At 61.4% G+C, this 24,222-nt stretch carries 19 protein-coding genes; 6 read left to right on the top strand and 13 right to left on the bottom strand.

What is annotated here, in order from left to right; translation table 11 throughout:
• Window positions 1–181: 181 nt before the first annotated feature.
• The 3 genes from nhaA to AAAX72_RS09270 all read right to left on the bottom strand — a co-directional run bounded on the left by nhaA (window position 182) and on the right by AAAX72_RS09270 (window position 3,851).
• Complete coding sequence (gene nhaA, locus AAAX72_RS09280; protein ID WP_349130102.1) at window positions 182–1,540, bottom strand: Na+/H+ antiporter NhaA; 1,359 nt, start codon at window positions 1,538–1,540, stop codon at window positions 182–184.
• Window positions 1,541–1,807: 267 nt separating this feature from the next.
• Entirely contained in the window at window positions 1,808–2,731 is a 924-nt protein-coding gene (locus AAAX72_RS09275) for a manganese-dependent inorganic pyrophosphatase (RefSeq protein ID WP_006235927.1), read from the bottom strand.
• Between the two features lie 166 nt (window positions 2,732–2,897).
• Window positions 2,898–3,851: an ROK family protein gene (locus tag AAAX72_RS09270; RefSeq protein WP_229030427.1), complete on the bottom strand. Its 954-nt coding sequence runs from the start codon at window positions 3,849–3,851 to the stop codon at window positions 2,898–2,900.
• A gap of 337 nt (window positions 3,852–4,188) precedes the next feature.
• Between AAAX72_RS09270 and AAAX72_RS09265 the strand changes: the two genes are divergently transcribed.
• Window positions 4,189–4,908, top strand: coding sequence for a GntR family transcriptional regulator (locus AAAX72_RS09265; protein ID WP_349130101.1), 720 nt, complete (start codon window positions 4,189–4,191; stop codon window positions 4,906–4,908).
• 68 nt (window positions 4,909–4,976) lie between these two features.
• Window positions 4,977–5,915 (top strand): mannose-6-phosphate isomerase, class I, encoded by a 939-nt coding sequence (gene manA / locus AAAX72_RS09260; RefSeq protein WP_349130100.1) that lies wholly within the window; start codon window positions 4,977–4,979, stop codon window positions 5,913–5,915.
• 278 nt (window positions 5,916–6,193) lie between these two features.
• Here manA and AAAX72_RS09255 read toward each other — a convergent pair whose 3' ends face one another.
• Window positions 6,194–9,094 carry a UvrD-helicase domain-containing protein gene (locus AAAX72_RS09255; protein ID WP_349130099.1) on the bottom strand — a complete coding sequence of 967 codons (2,901 nt, stop codon included), beginning with the start codon at window positions 9,092–9,094 and terminating at the stop codon, window positions 6,194–6,196.
• Between the two features lie 333 nt (window positions 9,095–9,427).
• Window positions 9,428–10,408 (bottom strand): undecaprenyl-diphosphate phosphatase, encoded by a 981-nt coding sequence (locus AAAX72_RS09250; protein WP_118334221.1) that lies wholly within the window; start codon window positions 10,406–10,408, stop codon window positions 9,428–9,430.
• A 248-nt stretch (window positions 10,409–10,656) separates the two neighbouring features.
• On the opposite strand from AAAX72_RS09250, the gene AAAX72_RS09245 reads away from it, so the two are divergent.
• Window positions 10,657–11,094 carry a universal stress protein gene (locus AAAX72_RS09245; protein ID WP_055285548.1) on the top strand — a complete coding sequence of 146 codons (438 nt, stop codon included), beginning with the start codon at window positions 10,657–10,659 and terminating at the stop codon, window positions 11,092–11,094.
• A 203-nt stretch (window positions 11,095–11,297) separates the two neighbouring features.
• Here AAAX72_RS09245 and AAAX72_RS09240 read toward each other — a convergent pair whose 3' ends face one another.
• The 4 genes from AAAX72_RS09240 to AAAX72_RS09225 all read right to left on the bottom strand — a co-directional run bounded on the left by AAAX72_RS09240 (window position 11,298) and on the right by AAAX72_RS09225 (window position 15,379).
• Window positions 11,298–12,341 (bottom strand): sensor histidine kinase, encoded by a 1,044-nt coding sequence (locus AAAX72_RS09240; protein ID WP_349130098.1) that lies wholly within the window; start codon window positions 12,339–12,341, stop codon window positions 11,298–11,300.
• Window positions 12,342–12,350: 9 nt separating this feature from the next.
• Window positions 12,351–13,022 carry a response regulator transcription factor gene (locus tag AAAX72_RS09235; RefSeq protein ID WP_349130097.1) on the bottom strand — a complete coding sequence of 224 codons (672 nt, stop codon included), beginning with the start codon at window positions 13,020–13,022 and terminating at the stop codon, window positions 12,351–12,353.
• A 170-nt stretch (window positions 13,023–13,192) separates the two neighbouring features.
• A complete protein-coding gene (locus tag AAAX72_RS09230) occupies window positions 13,193–14,323 on the bottom strand; it encodes an aminotransferase (RefSeq protein WP_349130096.1) in 1,131 nt (376 codons plus the stop codon).
• A gap of 24 nt (window positions 14,324–14,347) precedes the next feature.
• Window positions 14,348–15,379 carry an ornithine cyclodeaminase family protein gene (locus AAAX72_RS09225; protein ID WP_349130095.1) on the bottom strand — a complete coding sequence of 344 codons (1,032 nt, stop codon included), beginning with the start codon at window positions 15,377–15,379 and terminating at the stop codon, window positions 14,348–14,350.
• 196 nt (window positions 15,380–15,575) lie between these two features.
• Between AAAX72_RS09225 and AAAX72_RS09220 the strand changes: the two genes are divergently transcribed.
• On the top strand, window positions 15,576–16,778 hold the full coding sequence (locus AAAX72_RS09220; RefSeq protein ID WP_349130093.1) for a PucR family transcriptional regulator: 1,203 nt from the start codon (window positions 15,576–15,578) through the stop codon (window positions 16,776–16,778).
• 18 nt (window positions 16,779–16,796) lie between these two features.
• Here the strand turns inward: AAAX72_RS09220 and AAAX72_RS09215 are convergent, their stop codons facing one another.
• Together AAAX72_RS09215 and purH are read right to left on the bottom strand one after the other, a co-directional pair.
• The gene (locus AAAX72_RS09215; RefSeq protein ID WP_349130092.1) at window positions 16,797–17,531 is read right to left on the bottom strand and encodes a hypothetical protein; all 735 of its coding nucleotides are present in this window, start codon (window positions 17,529–17,531) and stop codon (window positions 16,797–16,799) included.
• A gap of 81 nt (window positions 17,532–17,612) precedes the next feature.
• Window positions 17,613–19,220, bottom strand: a complete 1,608-nt coding sequence (gene purH / locus AAAX72_RS09210) for a bifunctional phosphoribosylaminoimidazolecarboxamide formyltransferase/IMP cyclohydrolase (protein WP_349088162.1) — start codon at window positions 19,218–19,220, stop codon at window positions 17,613–17,615.
• Between the two features lie 277 nt (window positions 19,221–19,497).
• Between purH and AAAX72_RS09205 the strand changes: the two genes are divergently transcribed.
• Window positions 19,498–20,139, top strand: a complete 642-nt coding sequence (locus tag AAAX72_RS09205) for a GNAT family N-acetyltransferase (RefSeq protein ID WP_349130091.1) — start codon at window positions 19,498–19,500, stop codon at window positions 20,137–20,139.
• A 139-nt stretch (window positions 20,140–20,278) separates the two neighbouring features.
• Here the strand turns inward: AAAX72_RS09205 and AAAX72_RS09200 are convergent, their stop codons facing one another.
• Window positions 20,279–22,222, bottom strand: a complete 1,944-nt coding sequence (locus AAAX72_RS09200) for a DUF2207 domain-containing protein (protein ID WP_349130089.1) — start codon at window positions 22,220–22,222, stop codon at window positions 20,279–20,281.
• Window positions 22,223–22,731: 509 nt separating this feature from the next.
• On the opposite strand from AAAX72_RS09200, the gene gluQRS reads away from it, so the two are divergent.
• Entirely contained in the window at window positions 22,732–23,742 is a 1,011-nt protein-coding gene (gluQRS, locus tag AAAX72_RS09195) for a tRNA glutamyl-Q(34) synthetase GluQRS (protein ID WP_349130088.1), read from the top strand.
• 15 nt (window positions 23,743–23,757) lie between these two features.
• On the opposite strand, the gene AAAX72_RS09190 is transcribed toward gluQRS, so the two are convergent.
• Window positions 23,758–24,135: a hypothetical protein gene (locus AAAX72_RS09190; protein ID WP_349130086.1), complete on the bottom strand. Its 378-nt coding sequence runs from the start codon at window positions 24,133–24,135 to the stop codon at window positions 23,758–23,760.
• Window positions 24,136–24,222: the final 87 nt, after the last annotated feature.

The following is a 24,222-nucleotide window of genomic DNA, read 5'->3' as shown; positions in this document are numbered from 1 at the left end:
CACGGGCGGGCGCTCAAGGCCGTCGCGAGGAAGCGGCTCAGGGCGATATACGCCGTGATGCGCGACCGGGTGCCCTACCGGGAGTAGCCCCGACGGTTGACAAAACTATAGGAACACCCAATGACTAAAACGCCGCCTGTGATGGTGTTCACAGGCGGCGTTTTCAAACTTGTATGTGCCCTTACTCGCCCTTGGGCGCGGGGTGTTTGCAGACCACGCTCATGTAGATCATGCCGAGCACGGCGGCGGTGACCGAACCGGCAAGGATGGCGGCCTTGGCAGCCAGAACCTCAAACTGGGCCGTCGGGAAGGCGAGGCCGCTGATGAGAATCGACATGGTAAAGCCGATACCACCCAGAATGCCCACACCGGCAATCATGTGCCAGTTAACGTTGTGCGGCAGCTCGCAGGCCTTGAGCTTGACCAAGGCGAACGTCATGCCAAAGATGCCGATCGGCTTGCCCAGCAACATGCCAAAGTACACGCCGAGCGTCACCGGGTCGGTGAGCAGCGTGCTCATGTCCACGCCCACTAGGCGAACCTGTGCGTTGACGAACGCGAAAATCGGCAGAATCACAAAGTTGACCGGCGTGGAGATCAGACGCTCCATGCGGATGAGCGGCGGGGTCACGCGGTGCATGACGCGCTCGACCTTGGTGGTCGAGACGGTAAAGTCATGCTGGCCTAGGATGTGCGCCTCGTCGTCGTAGCGGTCATCGAGCAGCGGCAGGCACTCGCCCAACCAATCGGTGAGGCTATCGAGCTTGACGCCGCACTTGGCCGGAATGGTAAAGGCCAAGATGACGCCAGCAAGCGTGGCATGTACGCCGCTCTTGAACATGCAGAACCACAACAGCAGACCCAGTACCGAATACGGGGCAAGGCGGTAATGCTGCGTCTTGTTGAGCCACACGAGCGCGCAGGTCACAAGCGCGGCGGCGCCCAACCAAAACGGATTGGGGCTCTGGCCGTAGAAGATGGCGATGGCGGCGATGGAGATGAGGTCGTCGGCGATGGCGAGCGTCGAGAAGAACACGCGCACGCCGTTGGGCACGCGATTGCCCAAAAGCGACAGTACGCCCAGCGCAAAGGCAATATCGGTTGCCATGGGGATGGCCCAACCGTTGTGGGCGCCGGCATGGTTAAAGATCAGGTAGATGCAGGCGGGAACGACGACGCCGCCCACGGCCGCCAGCATGGGAAGCATGGCCTGACGCGGATTCTTGAGCTCGCCGACCGTCATCTCGTACTTAAGCTCAATGCCCACCAACAAAAAGAAAATCGCCATGAGGAAGTCGTTGACGAAAAGCTCGACGGTGAGACCGGCCGTCAGGTTGCCCAGACCCACATACAGCGGGGTCTCCAAAAAGTGATGGATGACCTCGTAGGCATCGGTGTTGGCGCAAATGACGGCGGCGATGGCGGCGAAGACCATGACGGCGGCGGAAATCGTGCCGTTCTCGGCGATGCGCTCCCAAATGTCGTGACGCTCAAAGCGCTTGCGCTCACGAACGTTGAACAGCTGCTCAGTTGCTGCCATGGGCGGCTCCTTTCACGGGAAGGCTCCCGTCTTAAAAAAGCACGGCCCGCCCAAGTGGCGGCGCCGCGCTCTAACGTATTACGCTTGCATCTAGCCTACCCTGCACGCCAAGCACGCAGGCGTGGCCGAAAAGCGGAACCACAGGTTGAACATTATTTGCTCAACGGCGCGGGCACGCCTGTCCAAGAGACGACGCGGTGCCGCGCACAAAAAACGACCGGAGCGCGGGACGTCCGCGATCCGGTCGTGGCGTTTGGTCAACTAAACCTAGCAGGCGGCCATGATGGGAGCAGCGACCTGCTTCTTACGGGAGAGGACGCCCGGCATCCAGACGCCGTCGTGCTCGTCGGCAATGCCCAGGCCCTTCTGGGCAGCCTCGGTCTCGCCCTCGAGCAGGACCTGCGAGCCCTCCTCCATGATGTCGGTGATGCACAGGACGATGCCGTCGGCGCCCTTCTCGGCGGCGTAGGCGCGCATGGCCTCGCGAATCTCGTCGATCATGCCGAGCGCGCGGCTCTTGTCGACGGTCTCGTACTGGCCGATGAGCAGCTTCTTGCCGGCGGGCTCGAACATCTTGATGTCATTGCCGACCATCTCGGCTGCGGTGAAGGAGCCGGACGGACGGGTGAGGAAGACCTCCATGCCAAACTTGACCGGGTCGACGCCCACCTGCTCACCGAGCTTGGCGGCGACGGCGCGGTCGACATCGGTGGTGGTGGGGCTCTTGAGCATGAGCGTATCGGTCATCATGGCCGAGAGCAGCAGCTTAGCCTGGACGTCGGAAAGCTCAACGCCGAGCACGCCGGCGAGCTTGGTGACGATGGTGCAGCTGGAGCCCCAGGGCAGGCAGATGTAGTGCAGCGGGCCGGCGGTCTCGAAGTCGCCGATGCGGTGATGGTCGACAACACCAAAGACCGTGGCGTCCTTAAGGCCGGCGACGGACTGGGCAGACTCGTTGTGGTCGGTGAGGACGACGAGCTGACCGGCCTCGACGGACTCGATCACGCGAGGCTCGGCGATGCCGGCGTCGGCGAGCAGCTTGGCGGACTCTGCCGGAAGCTGACCAAGGGCGCAGGCCTCGTAGGTGTTGCCGGCATACTCAACCTGGTTGAGCAGCTGGGACAGGACGACGGCGCTCATGATGGCGTCGTTATCGGGGTTCTGGTGACCAAAGACAAGAACGTTTGCCATGGATATCCTCCACTTGATATGTGTACTTGGACGTAGCTATGGTAGCACGCCGATGCCGAGCCTTCGCAGACGGAAGGGCCACGGCATATTTTGGGGTAGGCACGGGGGCCAAGGCTGTCCCTTTTACACCATGTTGGTGCAAAGTAACCTGACCCCCTTGCACCAGCTATTTACCGGCGGCGCGCAGGGCTACGTAGGCGGCGCCGATGATGCCGGCGTCGTTTCCGAGCGAAGCGACCTTAATGGGCGTCTCGCGCGAGGCGGAAAGCGCGTATTGCTTAAAGTGCTCGCGAACCTTGTCGAGGTAGACATCGGCCGAAGCGGACGCGCCGCCACCGATCAGGAACATCTCGGGGTCGACCACGTTGGCAATGAGCGCCAGGGCACGGCCGAGATAGTCGGCCATGGTATCGGCCGCGGCAAGCGCGAGCTTGTCGCCCTCGCGGCAGGCCTGGAACACGTCCTTGGAATCGGAGGGGCCGGTGAGCTCGATGGGCTCGACGCCCGCCTTCTTGCACTCGGCAAGGTAGTTGCTCACCACGCCGGTGGCGCTGGAATACTGCTCCAGGTGGCCATGGCCGCCGCAGCCGCAGGTGCGCTCCTCGGCCGGGTTCAGGCACATGTGGCCAATCTCGCCGCCGGCGCCCACAACGCCCGATACCACGTCGCCGTTAACGATAACGCCGCCACCCACGCCGGTACCGATGGTGACCATCACCACGTTCTGCACGCCCTTGGCAGAACCGAGCCAGGCCTCGCCCATGGCAGCGGCGTTGGCATCGTTCTCGTACTTAACGACCGCGTCGGGGCAGTGCTTTTGAATGGCGATCCTCAGCTCGGGCAGGTTAATGGCAATGTTGGCCTTGACCTTGGCATCGCCCGATGCCGGGATGGGGCACGGAACGGCCAGGCCAATGCCCGCCACAAAGGCACGCGGAATCTGAGCCTTGGCGACCACCTGGTCGATAGCCTCGGTCACCGCGGCAAAGCCCGCGGCGTCAACGATGGGAGGCGTAGGCACGCTGGCCTTGGCTAGCAGGTTGCCGTCCTCGTCGAACAGGCCCTCCTTAACCGAAGTGCCGCCGACGTCAATGCCGATGTAGTACTGCTTAGGTTCCATGGGAGCCCACCTTTCTCGTTTAAACATTGCCTGTATGGTACCGCTCCCAAGGCAAAAACCTGCCAAAAAGGGACAGGTTTGTTTTGGCAGGTTATATCTGGGGAAACGCAGAGTACGAGATTCGGTTCGCTGGCCGCTATATCGGTTCGGTCCCGTCCTCGGACCGTTCATTCCTCAACACGACACTACTCAGATGTTTATCATTTAAAACGCTCTGATTTTACAAGTGGGGCGTCTTTTGATTTTATCTTTCTCGAACTTTTCAATAACTCAATAGAGATGCTTAGGTGTTAACTATACTTTCTTTTATACTCAATCAAGTTGGAAAGGAGGTTCCATGATTCCCAAATACGAGGCGATAGCTGCAGATATTCGTCGCACTATCGAGGATGGCGCTCTTAAACCGGGCGACAAGCTTCCCACCGTCGTTGAGTTCTGCGAGCTCTATAGCGTTTCCAAAATCACCGTCAAACGAGCTATTGAACAAATCACCGAGGAAGGTCTTATTACCAGCCGACGCGGATCGGGTACCTACGTTAAGGACACGGCGGGGCTTCCCGGTCAGGCGTTTTTCCAGGGCAAAAACGACCGTGCCCAGGGCTTTTCGTATGAGCACCGCGGGGAGAAGGTGACCTCGGTGGTCTACGATTTCTCGATTGTTAATCCACCGGCGGACATCGCAGCCCAGCTGGGAATTGCCGAGGATGACTTTGCCTATCACGTCGTGCGCGTGCGTCAGGCCGATGAGAAGCCCATCGTTATCGAGTACACCTACATGCCCCTCGAGCTGATTCCAGGCCTTAAAAAGAAGGACCTGTACGGATCGCTCTACCGCTTCATCCGCGAGCAATGTGGGCTGAAGATTTCGAGCTTTCACCGTACCATTCGCGCCGTGGCAGCAACCGAGGAAGAAGCCGAGCGTCTGGACACCAAACCTGGCTCTCCCCTGCTCGAGCTCACCCAGATTGGCTTTTTGGACAGCGGTGCCGCCTTTGAGTATTCGGTCTCGCGCAACGTTGGCGACCGCTTTGAGTTGCACAACGTAACGTTGGCATAGGTTTTTGTAGTCATGCGGGCGCTCGTTTTGAGCAGTTTTACGCGGCGCCCACGCAGCACAATGGGAGTATGAACATGTCCGATTTGATTAAACTGACGCCGATCTTCCACGAGAAGATCTGGGGCGGCCGTCAACTCGAAACCGTATTTGGTTACGACATTCCCGAGGGTCCCATCGGTGAGTGTTGGGCCATCTCGGCCCACCCCAACGGTGACTGCCAGATTGCGGAGGGCCCGTATGCAGGCCACACGCTGTCGTGGCTGTGGGCCGAGCACCGCGAGCTCTTTGGCAACTGCGAGGGTAAGGAGTTCCCGCTGCTCATTAAGATTCTGGACGCCAAGGACGACCTTTCGATCCAGATTCATCCCAACGACGAGTACGCCGCCAAGCACGAGAACGGCAGCCTGGGCAAAACCGAGTGCTGGTACGTGCTGGATTGCGAGCCCGGCGCCACAATCATCGTCGGCCAGCGCGCGCATAACCGCGCCGAGGCCGCACAGATGATCGAGGACGGCCGCTGGGACGATATGCTCAACGTACTGCCGATCCACAAGGGCGACTTTTTCCAGATTGATTCCGGTACCGTGCACGCCATCAAGACCGGCACGCTCATTTTGGAGACGCAGCAGTCGAGCGACGTGACATATCGCTTGTACGACTACGACCGTCCCGGCACCGATGGCAAGCTGCGCCCGCTGCACATTGAGCAGAGCCTCGACTGCATCGACTTTGATGCTCAGGCTCCGACCGACGGCACGGTGACCGCGCCCGAGGTCGACGGCGTGACCGAGCTCGAGTCCAACCCCTGCTACACCGTCGATCGCGTGCGCGTCGACGGCAGCAAGACCCTCGACCAGCGCTGGCCTTTCATGTGCCTGTCGGTCATCGACGGCGAAGGCACCATCTGCGGCGACCCCGTCCACAAGGGCAGCCACCTGCTGGCCCCGAGCACCGTCAGCTCCATCGACCTCGAAGGCAAGATGGAACTGATCATCAGCCACCTCTAGTTCGCACCAACAACCCAAACGCAACAAGGGGCTCCCCCGTTCACCAACGGGGGAGCCCCTTGTCCATATATATCAGCCCACCCGGCTCTCCAGATCAAAAAAGCGGACGAGCAGAGCGACGTTCGCAAGCAACGTTATCTAAGGACCTGGACGGGCGTATGGGGCAACATCGATCGCGAGTTCCGCACGAGCCGGAGAGCACTTAATGTGCTCTCCGTGCGAGCAGGACTGCCCGAGCAGGCGATGTTGCCCCATACGCCCGCCCAGGTCCGCCGGGATCACGACAGCTTGACGATCGGAGCAAAGCCCTTCATAAGCTTTTTGGTCTGGCCGGTCTTTTCGAATTGAACCTCGATCATGTCTCCGACAACCGAGATCACGGTACCTGTGCCAAAGGTCTTGTGGCTCACGGTATCGCCTGCGGCAAAGTCCTGCGACGCGCTAGCGCGATCGACCTTGCGCTCCACCGTCGGGGACACCTTGGACGACGGCTTTTTGGCTCGCGGCGCGCCCGAACCAAAGGTCGAGGCAACACGGCCGGCGTCTGGCGAGACCCCACGATGGCGCTCGGTCCCGTAACTGCTGCCGCCAAAGAAGTCGTCAAAGCTCGATCCGCCGCGCGAACCGGAACCGCCGGTCGAGCGCGTATGCGAACCGAACACCTTGCCGCCATACATGTCCGAGCCCATGCCCGATCCAAAGGTGCCGTGTCGGTCGCCGCGCTTCTCCCAGCCCGTGCCCTCAAAACCGGCAGAACCGATACCGCTAAACTCGATATCCTCAAACGGAATCTCGTTGAGGAAGCGCGAGCGCGGATTGGCAGAGGTCGAGCCGTAGGTGCGACGCGTTGCCGCATAGGTCAAGAACAGGCGCTTGCGAGCACGCGTGATGGCAACGTAGGCCAGGCGACGCTCCTCCTCGAGCTTGCCCGGATCATCGCTGCCGCCAAAATCGTGCACGTGCGGGAAGATGCCCTCCTCCATACCGGCCACGAACACCGCCGGGAACTCCAGGCCCTTGGCGGAGTGGATGGTCATCATGGTGATGGCATGCGTCTCGCCTGCCAAAGAATCCAAGTCGGAGCGCAGGGCCAGCCACTCCATGAGTGCCGGCAGTGCCTTACAGGTGAGCGGACCGTAGGTGCGCTCGATCTCGTCGGCATGCACGGCACCCGCCGGCATCTCCGTTGGCGTGGCATAGGCGTTACCCGCGATGGCGGCGGCCAGGGCATCCTGCGGCGAGAGCGCTGGAGCGGCTAGGCTATCGAGCGGGTTGGAACCAGCGGCGTCGCGAGCGCCGACCAGCGCCTCAAACGAAGACGCGGGCGCGGACGGTCCCGGCTCGGGCGCGGGCGCGCTCACCACGACGGGCTCGAGCTCGGCGCCGGCGGGCACGTCGGCAACACCGGCCGCGCGCAGCTCTTCTAGGCTCTCGAGCGTGCCCTCGATATCCTCGTGCGTCTCCTCAAATTCGGCGGCGACGCCCAGGAATTCCTGGATGTTCTCGGCACGGCTCTCGGATTCCATGGTGCCCTCGGCACGGAAAGCCTGCAGCAGGCCCGTCTTGTCGACGATCATCTCGACGACGTCCTTGAGCTCGCCGTCCATGCGGCGACCCTCGCGCACCAGCGACACAAAGCTCGACAGGCCGTTGCGCACCTTGGCACTAAACATGCCCGTCTCGGCGCACGCGATCTCGCAGGCCTGGAAGAACGAGCACCGGTTATCGCGCGCCAGCTGCTCGATCTTTTGGATCGAGGTGGAGCCGATGCCGCGGCGCGGCGTGTTGATGACGCGCTTGACGCTCATCTCGTCGGCCGGGTTCACGATCATCTTGAGGTAAGCCATGACGTCGCGGATCTCGGCACGGTCGAAGAATCGCGTGCCGCCCACGATCTTGTAGGGCACGCCCGCGCGCAGAAACATATCTTCGAGAATACGCGACTGGGCGTTGGTGCGGTAGAACACGGCGATGTCGTCGTAACTCGTGCCCTTGGCATGCAGCTTTTCGATCTCGCCGGCAATCCAGCGGCCCTCGTCGCGCTCATCGCTTGCCTGGAAGGCCTGGATCTTCTCGCCGTCGCCCTCGGCCGTAAACAGGCGCTTGTCCTTGCGCTGCGAGTTGTGACGCACCACGGCGTTGGCGGCGCTCAGGATATGGCCCGTAGAGCGATAGTTCTGCTCCAGCTTGACAGTCTTGCAGTCTTTAAAGTCCTTCTCAAAGTCCAGGATATTGGTGATGTCGGCGCCACGCCAGCTATAAATGGACTGATCGTCATCGCCCACGACCATGAGGTTTTGGTACTTGGCGGCCAGCAGGTTGGCGATCTCGTACTGGACGTGGTTGGTGTCCTGATACTCGTCGACGCTAATGTAGCGGAAGCGCTCCTGGTACTTGTCGAGCACCTCGGGGCGGGTGCGCAGCAGCTCGAGCGTGCGCACGAGCAGGTCGTCGAAATCCATCGCGTTGGCGGCACGCAGGCGGCGCTCCAGCTCCAGGTAGACCTGCGCGGCCTTTTTGTCATTAGGGCTGTCGGCCGATTTGAGCATGTCCTCGGGCCCAATCATGGCGTTTTTAGCCGAGCTGATCTTGCTGCGGATCATGTTGATGGGGAACTGCTTTTGCTCGATGCCGAGCGTCTGCATAATGTCGCGCACCATGCGCTTTGAGTCGTCATCGTCGTAGATGGTGAACTGCCCGGTGTAGCCCAGCAGGTCGGCGTCCTCGCGCAGCATGCGCACACACATAGCGTGGAAGGTGCACACCCACATGCCGCGGGTGCCGCTGAGGATGAGCGCTGCCAGACGCTCGCGCATCTCGGCCGCGGCCTTGTTGGTAAACGTGATGGCCAGGACCTGCCAGGGCTTAACGCCCAGGTCGCCAAGCATATGCGCGATGCGGAAGGTCAGGACGCGGGTCTTGCCCGAGCCGGCGCCGGCAAGGACCAGCAACGGGCCCTCGGTGGTCAGGACCGCCTCGCGCTGGGCGGGGTTCAGACTATCGATATCGACGAGCGGCTTGGCTGGTTTGGGCGCCGGAGCCGGGGCGTCGTAGATGTCGAGCGGAACGAGCTCGGGTTCCGGCGCGGCGGGGGCGGTGTACGCATCGAGCGGCACGGGTTCCGGCGCGGGCGGCACGGGTACCGCAGTGTTCTTTTCCCAGGGCAGGGGCTGGGTCATGGGCGACTCCTCATCTGACGGACGGCGCGCCTGCGGGCAGCGCCATAGTTTGAGCCGTACCAGTATACCGAGCCGCGCGGACACCGACGCAAATCACACCACGACTCCGTGCGCCGCCGTCAGGCCCACCCCAGCAGATTTGGTGCAATGGGGTCAGGTTGCTTTGCACCAATCTATTGACAATCACGAAACCGCCGATGTCATGGCAGCAGCAGCGAGCGGCGGCCAGGGCGAACAAATTGGCATGAAAAGGGGGCGGCATAGACCTTTTGGCCGTGCCGCCCCCTTTGGATAACAAGTTGTCGCCCTGGCCGCCGCGCAGCGTCAACCAAGTTACAGGCCGAGCATAGGCTCCAGGACAAAGAAGTACGCGAGCACCACGATGCCCAGGATGATGCGGTAAACACCGAAGCACTTAAAGTCGTGACGGCGGACGAAGCCCATGAGCCACTTGATGGCGATGAGCGAAACCACAAAGGCCACAACGCAGCCCACGCCCAAGATAGCGACCTCGTTGGCGCCGAACGTGCCGCCCTTGATGAAGTACTTGACCAGCTTGAGCGCACTCGCGCCAAACATGACAGGGATGGCCAGGAAGAACGTAAACTTGGACGCCACCGAACGCGTGCAGCCCAAAAGCAGGCCACCGATGATGGTAGAACCGGAACGAGACGTACCAGGCACCAGCGAAAGCACCTGGAAGCAGCCGATACCCAGCGCAGTCTTCCAGCTCAGGTCCTCGAGCGTGGCGATGGAGCCAAAGTCCAGATTCTCGTCATCGTCCTCATCCTCAGCGGTAGCCGCGGCGGGCGCCGCAAAGTGCGCACCGGCGGGACGTCCGCCCGCCACCACAGCACGCGAACCAAACGAACCGGCAACGGCCATTTCCTCGCGCTTGCTCGCGCGCCAGTTCTCAATCACGATAAACAGCACACCGTACACAATGAGCGCCAGCGCCACGACGGGAGCATTGTAGAAATGCTCCTCCATCCAATCGTTGAGCGGCAGACCAATCGCCGCGGCGGGAATGCAGCCGAGCACAATCTTGCCCCACAGCACCCAGGTGTCGCGACGGCCCTCCTTGCCCTTGCTGGGAGAAAACGGGTTAAGGTCGTAGAAGAACAGGACGCAGACAGCCAGAATGGCGCCGAGCTGAATCACGACCAGGAACATATTCCAGAACGTCTCGCTCACGTTCATCTTGACGAACTCGTCCACCAAGATCATGTGACCCGTCGACGAAACAGGCAGCCATTCGGTGATGCCCTCGACCAGGCCCATGAAGGCAGATTTTAGAAGCTCGATGATATCCAAAGGGACCCCCTCGTTAGACACCCGCCGATATTGTTCTGCGGACGGTGCGGGCGATGTCCCATTATCAACCGTTGGCGGCACGCCTGTGCCTACCCTTACCAAAAAACTCGCCCGTTCACAGAATTGCGAGCGGTCAAATCCGAATCCTTGGGTATAACTGCAACAAGATAAAGTGTCCGGCGGCCAACGCGCCCGCGCCCGCCCGACGCACGAGCCCCGCGCCCGTGCGATAGACCAAGGAGGAAACCATGAACGAGGGCTATACCAAGGTATTTGTTTCACTCGACGGTACTGAGCAGCAGGATTTTGTGCTCGCACGCGCCATCAAGGTCGCCGCGAACAACGGCGCTAAGCTGATCATCGGCCACGTTATCGACTCCACCGCGCTCGAGAGCGCCGGTTCCTATCCGGTCGACCTGGTCAACGGCTTGGAGGAGGCCTTTAACAACTCCATCGCCAAGCAGCTCGAGGAGGCCAAGGCCAATCCCGACATTCCCGAGGTCGAGGTCATGATTCGTACCGGCCGCATTCGTGAGACGCTCAAGGATGAGATGCTCGACGTGGTCAAGCCCGATCTGGTGCTCTGCGGCGCCCGCGGCCTGTCCTCAATTAAGTACGCGCTCTTGGGCTCGATTTCGACGTTCCTGCTGCGCAATACGGACTGCGACATTTTGGTCGTGAAGTAGGTTCCTTCCCGCCGGCGCAAGGCCTGCGGGGTTATCACGCCGACGTCCTCGCCGCTTCGCGGCTGCGGGATGTCGGCTTAGATAACCCCTCCCGGCCTTGCGCCTTCGTCACCGTACTTCAGCGAGTTGGCTGATAAGAAAGATGGCGTGCCGCCCCGTTTGGGGCGGCACGTTTTTGTTTGGGCGGACGTCTGCCGCGTGCGTTACTCGAAATATTGGAACTTGTTCGTTGAAAAAGCGAATGTAACGACGAAGCCTTCTCCGGGCTCGGACGCTGCGGTGACGTCGATGCCCATCTTGGAGCACAGACGCGCCACCAGGTAGAGGCCGATACCCGTTGCGCGCTTGGTGGTGCGACCGTTGTCGCCGGTAAAGCCCTTCTCGAACACGCGGGGCAGGTCGGCCGCGCTCACACCACAGCCGTTGTCCGCGACGGTAAGCTCGATGCGCTCGCTTGCCAGGCCCTCGTCCAGCAACGCTCCCGAAAACACGATCTTCGCGCCGTCCTCACGCGCATATTTAATGCTGTTCTGAATGAGCTGGCCCAAGATAAACTCGAGCCACTTCTCGTCGGTAAACACCTCAAAGTCGAGGTTCTCGCACACCGGGGCCACGTGCGCCGCGATAAGCTCGCGCGCGTTGGCCTTAATCGCGCCCGTCACCAAGGTCTTGAGATCCCAGCGGCGAATCAGGTAGTCACGCTCCACGACTTCCGAGCGCGCGTAGTACAGCGCCTGGTCGATATAGCGTTCCACGCGAGCCAGCTCACGGCCCAGGTCATCCACACGTGACAGGTCGTCTTCGCTGCCATCCAGATTTTCCAAAATTAGATGGGCCGCCGCCAAGGGCAGCTTGGCCTCGTGAACCCAGCTCTCGATATAGTCGCGATAGTCATCGGTCTGGCGCCGGCCTTCGGCAACCTCGTCGCAGGCAGCTTTGCCCACCCGGCGCAAGACCTCGTACTCGAGCTCGCCCTCGGCATAGGTCGGGCATTGCACCATCTCCTGCACCCATGCGGGACTCTCGAGCTCCTCAGCCGCGCGCTCCAGCTGGCGCAGAAAACGGCGACGGCGAGCGTACTCGATCACGATGCCGAGCATACCGAAGATAAAGGACACGCCGACCGCCACGACCACGATAGAAACGGGTGCGCCGGCGACCGTCAGCACAAAGCAGCTCAGCAGCACGCCGCACGTCCACACGGCGACGGGAAGCAGCGCGTCTTTAAAGAACTTGGCAAACGACATAGCCGGCCCCTAGACCGAATAGCCTTGGCCGCGGTGCGTCGTCAAATACCCCTTGATGCCGATTTTTTCGAGCGTGGTGCGCAGGCGGTTGATGTTAACGGTAAGCGTGTTGTCGTCCACGAAGGCGTCGGAGTCCCACAGGTCCTGCATGATGGCCGGACGCGAAACGATCTTGCCCGCGCGGCTCAGAAGCAGCGAGAGGATACGCAGCTCGTTTTTGGTGAGCTCGGTACTGTCGCCGGTTGCCGTATTGGTGACCATGGAGCGGGCGAGGTCGAGCTCCAGCCCCTTGTGGACGAGCGTACTGCGCTCACCTGACGCCGCGGTGCGACGCAGCAAGGCATTGATGCGCGCCACGAGCACACGGGCGCTGTAGGGCTTGGGAACAAAGTCGTCCGCGCCGAGCGTCATGGCCATGACCTCGTCGATCTCGGTCGTGCGCGACGTGAGGACGATGATGGGAACCTCGGATTCGCGGCGAACCTCGTGGCAGATATGCTGGCCGTCCTTGACGGGAAGCGTGAGGTCGAGCAGCACTAGGTCGGGCGCGGCGGCGAGAATATCGCGCGAGACATGCTCAAACGATTCGCATGCCTCAACCTCAAAACCGGCGCGGGCAAGGATGTCGATAAGCTCACGACGAATGGGCTCGTCGTCCTCAACGACATAGATCAGCGCCATGTGTCCTCCCATTTCGCGTAACTTGCACCTTTCACACCATTATGCCCACAGCGTCGCAGCAATACGACCCCGTGGGCACCTAATGTGACAAAAGCGTTCGGTAGTCTTGAGAGAAAATAGGGGCCGACCGGTCCTAAACCGATCGGCCCCATCACTTCGACCTCGAGCCTCTACTCGAGCGTACGCATGTACGCAGAGATGGCATCCAGGCCCTTCTGCAGGTCGTCGGTGTTATCGGAGTATGCATAGCCGATGCGCATGCTCTTGGGCTCCTCGAAGCAATCGCCCGGGGTGACGAGCGCGCCGGACTTCTTAATCATGTCGATGCAGAACGTCCTGGAGTCGATGTCGTAGTCGTAATACACGAGCGCGGTGGTACCCGCCTCGGGCTTAACGAACGACAGGTGCGGCTCGCTCTCGACCCACTTCTCCAGAACAGCAAGGTTCTGACGGACGATGCGACGGCTGCGCTCAAGGATCACGGAAGCGTTGCCCAGAATCAGCTCCGCCACCGACTCGCTGAATATGCCGGCAGAAATCAGGTTGTAGTCGCGATGCGAGAGCAGCGCGCGACGGAGCTCCGGGCTCTTGGTGACCGCCCAGCCCAGACGCAGGCCGGCGAACGACCAGACCTTGGACATGGATGCGGTAACGATGGCCTTGTCGTACAGGTCGATCACGGACTCGGAGTACTCATCCGTCTGAGTAAGCAGGCGGTAGACCTCGTCGCAGAGCACCCACGCGTCGTGTTTGCGCGCGACCTCGACAATCGCCTTGAGCGTATCGGTGTCGAGCAGGGCGCCCGTGGGGTTGTCCGGGTTATTGATGCAGATGAGCTTGGTATCGTCGGTCACCAGGGCATCGAGCGCGTCGACGTCGACGTGGTAGCCGTTCTTGCGGTCGAGCTGAAGGATATCGACCTTCGCGCCGCACATCTCGGGAATCGAATAAAGCTGCTGGTAGGTGGGCTTGACGGAGACTACGTGATCGCCCGTTTCGACGAGCGTGGAAATAACCAGGGAGTTGGCACCGGTCGCACCGTGCGTGGGCACGATATGCCCGGGCTCGACCGTCTTATAGAGACGCGCGACCCCCTCGAGGAAGCCGGGCTGCCCCTCGATGTCTCCGTAGGTGAATCGGCGCGAGCACAGGCTATCAAGCCACGCCTTCTTGTCGGTGTTCGTAAGCTCGAACAGCTGGTCGAGCGTGAGGGAGTAGACGCACGTCTCTGCAACGTTGTGGGTGCACTTGATCTCCCACTCGTTCATCCACTGCTCGACGGCGAAATCCTTGATCTGCATTGTCGTTTCCTTTCCTTGACTCTCTTACAGCTCCACCACGGTACCCAGCCCCGCCTCGACGGCGCGGTCGTAGGCGATTTTCGATGCCGAAAGGTCCTGAACGGCGATGCCCGACGTATCGAACACCGTCACCTGCTCGTCATCCGAGCGCCCCGTAGCCGTGCCGGTGATGACTTCGCCGAACTCCGCTTTGATGTCCTCGGGCGTGATGGCGCCCTCGGCAACCGGAATCTCCAGCTCACCGGACGCGACCGATTGCTCGCGGTCGTCGACGTAAACAGCGGCACGGGCGACAAGCGCCGAGGCGAGCTCCTGCTTGCCGGGCATGTCGGCACCGACGCAGGAGATATGCGTACCAGGACGCACCCATGCATCGGGGATGATGGGCTTGGTCGCCGGCGTGATCGTCACGATGATGTCGGCCTCCGCCGCGGCACCTTGGCCGTCAGCCGTCGCCTCGATGGAATAGGTGGATGCCTCGCGAGCATGCTCGCAGGCGCCCAAGATATGGGCGACCTCGTCTCGCATGCGCTCGACGCGGGCCTCGGGCGCGGCATCGGAAACCGGCTCCCACACCTTGACCTCGCTCACTTTGGGACAGGCGGCAAGCACGCCCGCCGCCATATAGGTGCTCATATGGCCGGCGCCCGCAACAAGCAGTTTGGATGCATCCGCCCGAGCCAGCCACTTGGCACCGAGCGCAGCGGCGGCACCGGTGCGAAGTCCAGTGACGGCGGAGGCATTGAGCAGCGCCAACGGCTCGCCCGTCGCGTTGTCGCACAGCAGCGTGGTGCCAAAGATTTCGGGCAGCCCCTTTTTGGGATTCTGAGAGAACCAGGCAGTGAGCTTGAGACCGAAGAGACCGCTTCCCGCCAACTCGCCCGAGCGGATATCCATATCGGCCACGCCAGGCTCGAACTGCTCATATACCATCGGCCACGCAACGCCCTTGCCCGTTGCCTTCTGGCGATATGCCTCCTCCACGGCAGCGATTGCATCCTCGATCGTCAGCACCTTGGAAACTTCCTCGGCCGAAAGTACCATCATCTGCCCCATCATCGCTCCTCTCAGCGAAAGCTTTACGTTGCTTCACTGTACGGTTTAGTAACGATGTCGCCAAGGATCATTTCTTGTTGGAATCTACAACGATTCTCAATCTGATTTTTCGTTCTATCAGCAGGTATTTGAGCTATTTCTCGCATCAACGGTATATGGATGTGCGATTATCCTATTTGTACAGGTACTTATTGTGATGATTTACAAGGTGATGCTGATGCTATACACCATCTCGGACTTCTCACGGGAATATGAGGGGTCGGTCCGTCTAATCGCCGGCAGCGATGGCGTCTCGCGTGCCGTCTCCGGCGTCGGAATTCTCGATTATGAACTCATGCCCGGCCTCAAGAACAAGTACCAGCGCGTCAACTTCAGCTCAGACGAGATCATCCTCAGCACTTTCCTCTATGCGAAGGACGACCCGTACCTCATCACTGAAGCCGTGAAATACCTCGTCGCCAAGGGAACGAGCGGTCTCATCATCAAAAACGTCCTGCACATCCCGATTCCCGACCAAGCCATCCGCTACGCCAACGCGCGGCACTACCCGGTCTTTCTCACGACCGACGACTCACTGTTCTTTGACAGCGTCATCTATGAGGTCAAACGGCATATCGAGCAGCTCGCGTCCATCGACTTCGCACAGCGCGAGATCGATGCCCTGAGGACAGACGTATCGCCCGAGTCCATCTGCCGACGCATCCGAAGCCTCAACCCGTCATTTCTGGACGAAGCGGTCGCCCTGTTCGCATCGTTTGCAGAGCCCCTCGACCCGCGTACGTTTTTGCAAATCGAACGTCTCTGGGCAAAATCGACCCTCGCCGGATGCCACAATATGCTGGCACCCTATGACGGAGGTTTGTTATTCGTAGCGACAAGCGACTCGGAACAGACGCTCGATGTGGAGCGAATCGTGCAGGCGCTCACGGAGCTCATCGAGGCTAGCAGTATCGATGGCGGAGCGGAAGGGCTCGGCATCAGCGATATTCTGTTTGGAGACGAGGCGGTGGCGCAGGCAATCTCGCAGGCGATTTACGCACAGCGCCTATCTTGTCAACGAGCCGAGGGCCCCGTCCGCTATACGCAGCTCGGCATCCTGAGAACCGTGATGCCTTTTGCGGAAACCCCGGAGATGCGATCGTTTTCGGAGGCGATTCTCTCGCCGATACGCGAGCACGACAGCGAGCATGGCAGTGAGCTGGAATCCACACTCGCCGCATTCATTGAGAACGGCCGACGTATCGAGCAAACCGCCAAGCAGACTGGCCAGCACCCGAACACGATTCGATATCGCCTCGATAAGGTGACGGCTCTCACCGGACTGAGCTACAAATGCGCCCCGGAGATGGAGCAGCTGTCGCTCGCCTACGCCATCGAACGCGCTCGCTCGCTTCAGTAAGCCCACCCCGCCTTGAGGTTAAGAGCGGCGGGCACGGAGCTTTTCGTAGCCGTCGGCAAAGAAGGCGACCGTGGCGGCGTCAGCCTCCGCAGCGTCCGTCTCGGTTGCGGGAACCACGCCGTGCTCGTCGCTCACCAGGAACAGCGCGCCCTTGAGCTGCGCGGGAATGTCTACGCGCGTGACCGGGATGCCCTTGGTCTGGGCCAGTTGCTCGATGAGCGTCGCCGTGCCGCACAGGCACTCGTCCGCCGGCGCCACAAAGGCAAGCTCGCCGTTGTTGACGGCGGCGAGCAGCTCGGGCGCCACGCCGGTCTCGTCGGCTTCGGAGCGAGCCTCGGCAGAACGGACACGCAGCGCCTTGGCCGACGTGTCGGCCAGCGGCTCGTACTCCCCCACCGTCATGGCGGCGTTGCCGTTAACGTCGATCACCAGCATGAGCACGCCGTCGCATGCGGTGTAATCGCCCTCGGCAAGCGACCACTCAACGTGCTGTTTGGCCCAGCTGAGCATGTTATGGGTAAGCGGCTCGCCCTGCACCAGGCGCTCGGACAGCGCACGAATGTGGCGGTTGAGCATGGGCACCTTTTTGTTGGACATACGCCAGCGGCAGACAAGCGCGGGCTTGTCGAGCGTGAACTTCTCGACCGCCTCCTGATTGGCGCAAAATTCCTCGTACGCACGCTGATCCTCGGCATTGCCAAACAGCTCGGCATCATCAATCTGGGGCATGGTCATACCTTTCGTGTTAGTCATTCCGTCCTCTTATACCAAAAAGACGGCCCTCCAAACGGAGCAGCCGTCTTTTGCGGAGATTATTTTGTCCCGGGGCGAAACTTAGTGCCTAAAGTGGCGAGCGCCCGTAAAGACCATAGCAATATTGTGCTCGTTGCAGGCCTGAATGCTCTCGTCATCGCGCTTGGAGCCGCCGGGCTGGATGATGCAGGTCACGCCGTGCGCGGCAAGCACGTCGACGTTGTCGCGGAACGGGAAGAATGCGTCGCTTGCACAGGCAAAGCCGCCCTTCTCCACGCCCTCGCGCTCGCAGAAGTCCTCGGCGCGCTCGCAGGCAAGTAGCGCAGAGTCAACGCGGTTAGGCTGACCCGGGCCCATGCCAATGCCGGCCTTACCCTTGGAGACCAGGATGGCGTTGGACTTAACGCCCTTGCAGACCTTCCAGGCAAACTCGAGCTCGGCCATCTCGGCGTCGGTGGGCTTGCGGTCGGTGGGGAACGTAAAGGTCGCGGGATCCTCGGTCACGTGGTCGACCTCCTGCACCAGCATGCCGCCGTCGACGGAGCGCAGCTCCACCTGAGCGCCGTGGTCCACGCCGCCGGTCGCCAACACGCGCAGGTTGGGGCGCTTGGCCATGCGCTCGAGCGCCTCGGCGGTGTAGCTCGGGGCGATGATGACCTCGACGAACTGCTTGTTCTGATCGGCAAAGTGTTCAACCAGATCAAAGGGAACCTCGCGGTTGCAGGCGATGATGCCGCCGAAGGCGCTCTTGGGATCGCAGGCAAAAGCGCGGTCGTAGGCAGCCGTGATGTCCTCGGCAACGGCGGAACCGCAGGGGTTCTGGTGCTTGAGGATTACGCAGGCCGGCTCGTCGAACTCGCGGACCAGGTTCCAAGCGGCGTCGGCATCCAAATAGTTGTTGTAGCTGAGCGGCTTGCCCTGGATCTGCTTGGAGCCCACGAGCGGGAACTGCGAGCTCGCGGTGTTCTCGCAGCCCTCGGCAAAGCGATAGACTGTGGCTTTCTGCTGCGGGTTCTCGCCATAGCGCAGGTCGTCGACCTTCTCCAGCGAAATCTCGAGCTTGGCAGAGGTGTCCGCCACGTCGCTTGCCTGGGCGGCGAGCCAGCGGGAGATGGCCGTGTCGTAGGCGGCGGTGGTCTGGTAGACCTTCACCTGCAGGCGACGACGGGTGGAAAGCGTGGTGCAGCCACCGGTCTCGTGCATCTCGGCCAGGACGGCATCATAGTCGGCCGGGTCGGAAATGACGGTAACGCTCGTGGCGTTCTTGGCGGCAGAGCGCAGCATGGAGGGGCCACCGATGTCGATGTGCTCGATGGCGTCCGCGAAGGTGACCTCGGGGTTGGCGACGGTCTTCTCGAACTCGTACAGGTTGACGACGACTAGGTCGATCAGCTTAATGCCGTGCTGAGCCGCCTCCTGCATGTGCTGCTCGGAATCGCGGCGGGCCAGCAGCGCGCCGTGAACCTTGGGGTGCAGGGTCTTAACGCGGCCGTCCATCATCTCGGGATAGCCCGTGAACTCCTCGATGGGGGTTACGGGAACGCCCGCGTCCTCGATGGCACGAGCCGTGCCGCCCGTAGAGATGATCTCGACGCCAAAGTCATCGACCAGCGTCCGTGCGAAATCGACGACGCCCGTCTTATCGGTAACCGAGATCAACGCGCGTGCGATCTTCACATCAGATCCCATGCAGTCCTCCTGTCTGGTACGCCGCCGTGCTCTGTGAGTCGGTGATACGTCGATCTGCAGCGCTCGCGCAGCGGCATTGAAAATACTGATTTAATGTAGCGCATCGAGCGCATCGATGCACCCCGCAACGGGCGCATGTGCAGAAAAAGTTTGCGAGCAGAGGGGATGGGCCCGGCACCGGGCACGGTGAGTTCATGGAACACAGGGGCACCATAATTAGATGCCAACGGCGTGGTAGAACTGTGCTCGATATGCATCCGCAATAGAAAGAGGCACCATGGTCTCGCGGGTTCTCTACCGACCGTTTGATACCGAAGATTTCGACGCCATCGCGCTGATCTTGCAGCAGCTTTGGCACAACAACTCGGATAACGATGAGTACAACCGCCTTGAGGCCGCGTGCGATCTTGCCTACTGCCTTTCTTCATCGACGTTTTCGCAGGTTGCCGTAATCGACGGTCAGGCGCGCGGCATTGCGCTTGCACGCGCAGGACAGAGCTCCGGCGTCACTATCAACGAACATTGGATGGATACTGAGCGTGCACTGCTGTCGCAGATGCGTGAGCTAGAATCCGAGTCGTGCGCCGAGTATCTCTCGTTTGTGCGCACAACCATCCGAACCAACAACCGCCTGCTCGAGAGCAGCCCGCTGCCGCACGACAACGAGGTCACGCTGCTTGCCGTGGATCGCGATGTCCACGGCCTGGGCGTTGGCACGGTTCTGCTCGACGCCGCAATCTCGCATCTGTCCTCGCGCGGGGCGACCAGCGCACACCTGTACACCGACTCCAACTGCTCGTGGAAGTTCTACGAACTGCACGGCTTTAAGCGCACCGCCACGCACCGCGCCAACCGCGAGGAACGCCGCCACGCCATGCCGCGCGAAAGCTTCCTCTACGAACTGGACCTAACCGTCTAGGCCCAGCAGCCATACCTAGTCGTTGGGGACAGTCTTAAATGACTAGTCGCTGGGGACAGTCTTCGTAGGTAGCGCATAAAACGGGGATGGGCTTTCCCCGACGGCTGTCGAGAAAAGCCCATCCCATAGCTTACGACCGTTAGAACGTTCCGCCGCCGCCTCCGCCGACGCCGCCGCCTCCGCCGCCCGAGAAGCCACCGCCACCGCCGCCGCTCGAGCTATCGGAACTCGAAGCCAGCTCACGGATGCTCTCGTGATACACGTCGTTAAACGAATCGAGCGGGGACTGGTTTCCGTAGTGATGGTAGTACCACCAGTAGCAGGGGTAATTGTCGTAGAAACCGTCGGCCTCGCGCACCTCGGGCGGCACGGCCTCGGCAAGCTGACGCAGGACTTCCTTCGAAACGCCCAGCGCCGCACCCATCACCAGCAGCTTGTTCCACAGTACCAGATCGCCGGGGACGGCTTCCTTTAGGCGCGTGAAGTCCTCGAGCCAATGCTTAAGCGCCTTGCAGCGCGCCGCCACCTCGGCGCCCTCCGGCGTAAAGCGGCGGAACGTAAGGCCCACGCCAATACCCACCAGCACAATCGGCACCGAGATAACCGCGGCGATAATGTTCGCCTGTGCGCCGTCGGTAAAGAAGATGGATACCGCGGGAACACAGGCGATCAGAATACCAAGGACCAGGCAAAACACCATTGCGACAATGCCGTCAGAGGCAACGTACTCGCTATCGGCCAGCTTGCCCTTAACGGTGTTCTGATAGTCCTCGAGCTTGTCGCCCACGGGCGTAGCGTGCTGCTTGACGTAGTGCTGCAGCTCGTCAAACGTGCGCGAGCGATCGCCGTTCTCGTCGGGCTTAGCACCGGCAAAGAAGACCTTGAGTACCATGCGGTCAATGCCCTTGGCCAACTTCCAGCCCGCATCACTCACCGTCACGCGATACGTCTGCTCTTCTTTTTCGCGCCCCAGCAGACCCTTCTTGGCCTTGGTCACGGTCGCCTGCTCCAGCTTGATCACACGGTCGTCGGTGAGCTTCATGAGCGTGGCGATATATGCCTGATCGGGTACCTCGTTCCAGCTCATGAGGGCCGAAAGCACGGCGGGATGGTCGGCCGAAGGCACATCGCGGAAATATTCGTCCTGGAAAAGCGGCTTGGGCTTGCGGCGGCGCAGCTTGAGCACAACGATTGTGCCGGTAAAGGCCACCGCTGCGACAACACTTAACACGGCAAGCGCATTGGAAATCACGCGAGCGTGAGCGCGGCGGGCGTTAGCTTCGTCGGCCCACGCCTTCTCTTCGCTCAGGATCGTTGACATGCGCTCCTCGCTTGAAGCGGAAAGCCATGGCACCCAGTCGCGGGGGAAGGCGATGCGCGCCTCGGCGAATTCGCCCTGATGCACGCAGGGAATGGTATAGGTGACCATGGGTTCGTCCGCATCGAGCGACACGTCGCCCGTCAGCGGGCCGTGGCCCCATGCGCGGAAGTTATCGCCCTTGACGGCCGCCGTCCCGGCAGCAGCATTTGCGAAGTACACTTCCATCTCGACGTCATCGGAATCCGCGGACCAGCCATCGCCCACGAACTTCCAGTAGAGCTCGGCGGTATCGGCCCAGTTCATGACCGCACCGGTCATGGTGTAGCTCACGTAATAGATCGCGCTATCGCCGCTCTCGTGGGGGCTGAAAACCTTGATCTTTACGCCGCCGTCGGACTGCTCGACCGTGTAGACGCCAGAGTCACCCTTGTTCGCGCTATCGACTTTGTTGAACGCGGTGTCCTCTTCCTCGACGCTCAGCACGTCGACGCCCGCCGCGCCGCCCTGCTGGTTGGTGCCCGTATTGATCTCCCAATACACGCCGTTGATGTCGTCGTCGAAATCAAACTGACGTCCCTCGACAACGGTCAGCGATCCATCGGCCTCGACCGTGGCACCGATATAGGTTTGGGTCATGGAATAGCCGTCGGCGTGCGCGGCGGCGGGCAGTAGCAGCAATGCAAGCGCGACGAGTGCGCAGACGGAAGCAAATCGCGCGAATAGGCGACGCTGCCGACAGGTCTTGGCAACGGGGGCGTTCATAGGCACATCCTTTGTCTGTGATACCAACAGCGCCATTGTCCCACGTTTACGGGCACACATGACGAATATCTAGGCGACCGGAGCGCCAAATGGGATGAAAGTCACGCCCGAGCCTGGCACTTAGGGACGTTCCTTATCTGCCGGCAGTTTAGGACACTCCTTGGCATGTCCTGCACCAACGATAGATACCACTTCACAGCTCCGTCACAGGTGTAGCGGCTTTGTGTGGGCGCGGCATGCACTGATTGAGCCGCCAGCCGAGGGGCATAAAGCAGTTGAGCGAAAACGGTTTGCCCCTTTGCCGTTCGCTTGAGGATCATGTCCCCCTTTTCCGCGGAACCCCCGGCAGTTGCGAAGAGCTGCCGGGGGTTCTGTCGTCAAAGGTACCGAGTTGATGGACAGGAATCAAAGCACCGAGTCCGCGGCCCGCCATACGCAATGCGAGGCCTCGACAACTTGCGAACCACCGTGACGCCTCCCCATCGCGCCCCCGCGCTATACTCGTCCGCATGGATATCAACGCACGCAACATAGCAACGCCCGCCGCGGACGCGCCCACGGCACAGCCCGCCTCCGTTCCCGCGCCCGTCGTGGGTCGCTTTGCTCCGTCGCCTTCGGGCCGCATGCACCTGGGCAACGTGTTCAGCTGCCTGTGCGCGTGGCTTTCGGCCCGCAGCCAGGGCGGCAGCATCGTGTTGCGCATCGAGGACCTGGACGATCGCTGCAAGCGCCCGGAACTTGCCGCTCAACTGATTGACGACCTGGCCTGGCTGGGGCTTGAGTGGGACGAAGGCCCCTACTACCAGCACGATCGCCTGGACTTGTACGAGGACGCCCTGCACCAGCTGCAAGACGCCGGCCTCACCTACCCCTGCTTTTGCACGCGCGCCGAACTCCACGCCGCGAGCGCGCCGCACGCCAGCGACGGCACGCCCATTTATCGCGGCTCCTGCCGAGGGCTTTCGGCCGAAGAGGTCGCCCGCCGCAGTGCCCTGCGCGCCCCGGCCACGCGCCTGCGCGTGCCCGCCGTCGACGACCTCGCAGACGATGTGGTCGAATTTGTGGACCGCACGTATGGTGCCCAATGCGAGGCGCTCGCCACCGAATGCGGCGACTTTTTGGTGCGTCGCAGCGACGGCGTGTTTGCCTACCAGTTAGCCGTGGTGGTCGATGACGCTGCCATGGGCGTCACCGAGGTCGTGCGCGGATGCGATCTGCTGGGCTCCACGCCCCGCCAAATCTATCTGCAGCATCTGCTGGGTCTTCCCACGCCGCACTACGCGCACATCCCGCTGCTCATGTCGCCGGACGGCCGCCGCCTTTCCAAGCGCGACCGCGATCTTGACCTGGGCGAACTACGCACCCGCTTTGGCACGCCCGAGGCACTGCTGGGATGGCTCGCCGGACAAACGGGCATCGCGCCGGACACCACGCCGCGTACCGCCGAGCAGTTGGTTGAGCACTTTGGTTGGGACGTCATCCGCGCGCACCGGGAGAACATCACCATAACGGCCGAGTAGCCAGCCACCCCGCCCCTACGCAACATCCCAAGGCTGGAGTTCGTCACCCAGGCGAACGATGCAGTCGTAGAGCACGGTGTGGCGTTCGGCCGGGTTGGCATCCCGATGAAAATGCCCGTAGTACCAGCGCTTGTAATCCAAGCAGTCTTCCAGCTCATCGAAAAACGCCGTAAGCCGATCAACGGCGGGGTAATTCCAGCCGGGCGCCGGATAGAGCGTGGGCGAAAGCATGCGCGTGGAGCAGGTGTGGGTGATCACGTAGTCGACCTTCCAGCCCACGCTGTCGAGCTTTGCCCGCGCCTCCTCAAAGTTGCGCTCGTCCGGCAGCTCCTGTGGCCACCAGCTGGAATAGGGAATGCGGTATTCCTTATCCACGCTCGTGGCGCCGCCCATGGTAAAGATCGTTGAGCCGTCGAGCTCAAAAAACCTCGCCGCGCGTCAGGCGCCGTATGGGCGAGGTATCCGACAGGCGCTGCGTCA

The sequence above is a fragment of the Collinsella sp. CLA-ER-H8 genome, assembly GCF_040092335.1.
Classification (GTDB): domain Bacteria; phylum Actinomycetota; class Coriobacteriia; order Coriobacteriales; family Coriobacteriaceae; genus Collinsella.
The sequence above is the reverse complement of the archived record's forward strand: the minus strand, read 5'-3'. Positions and strand labels throughout refer to the sequence as shown.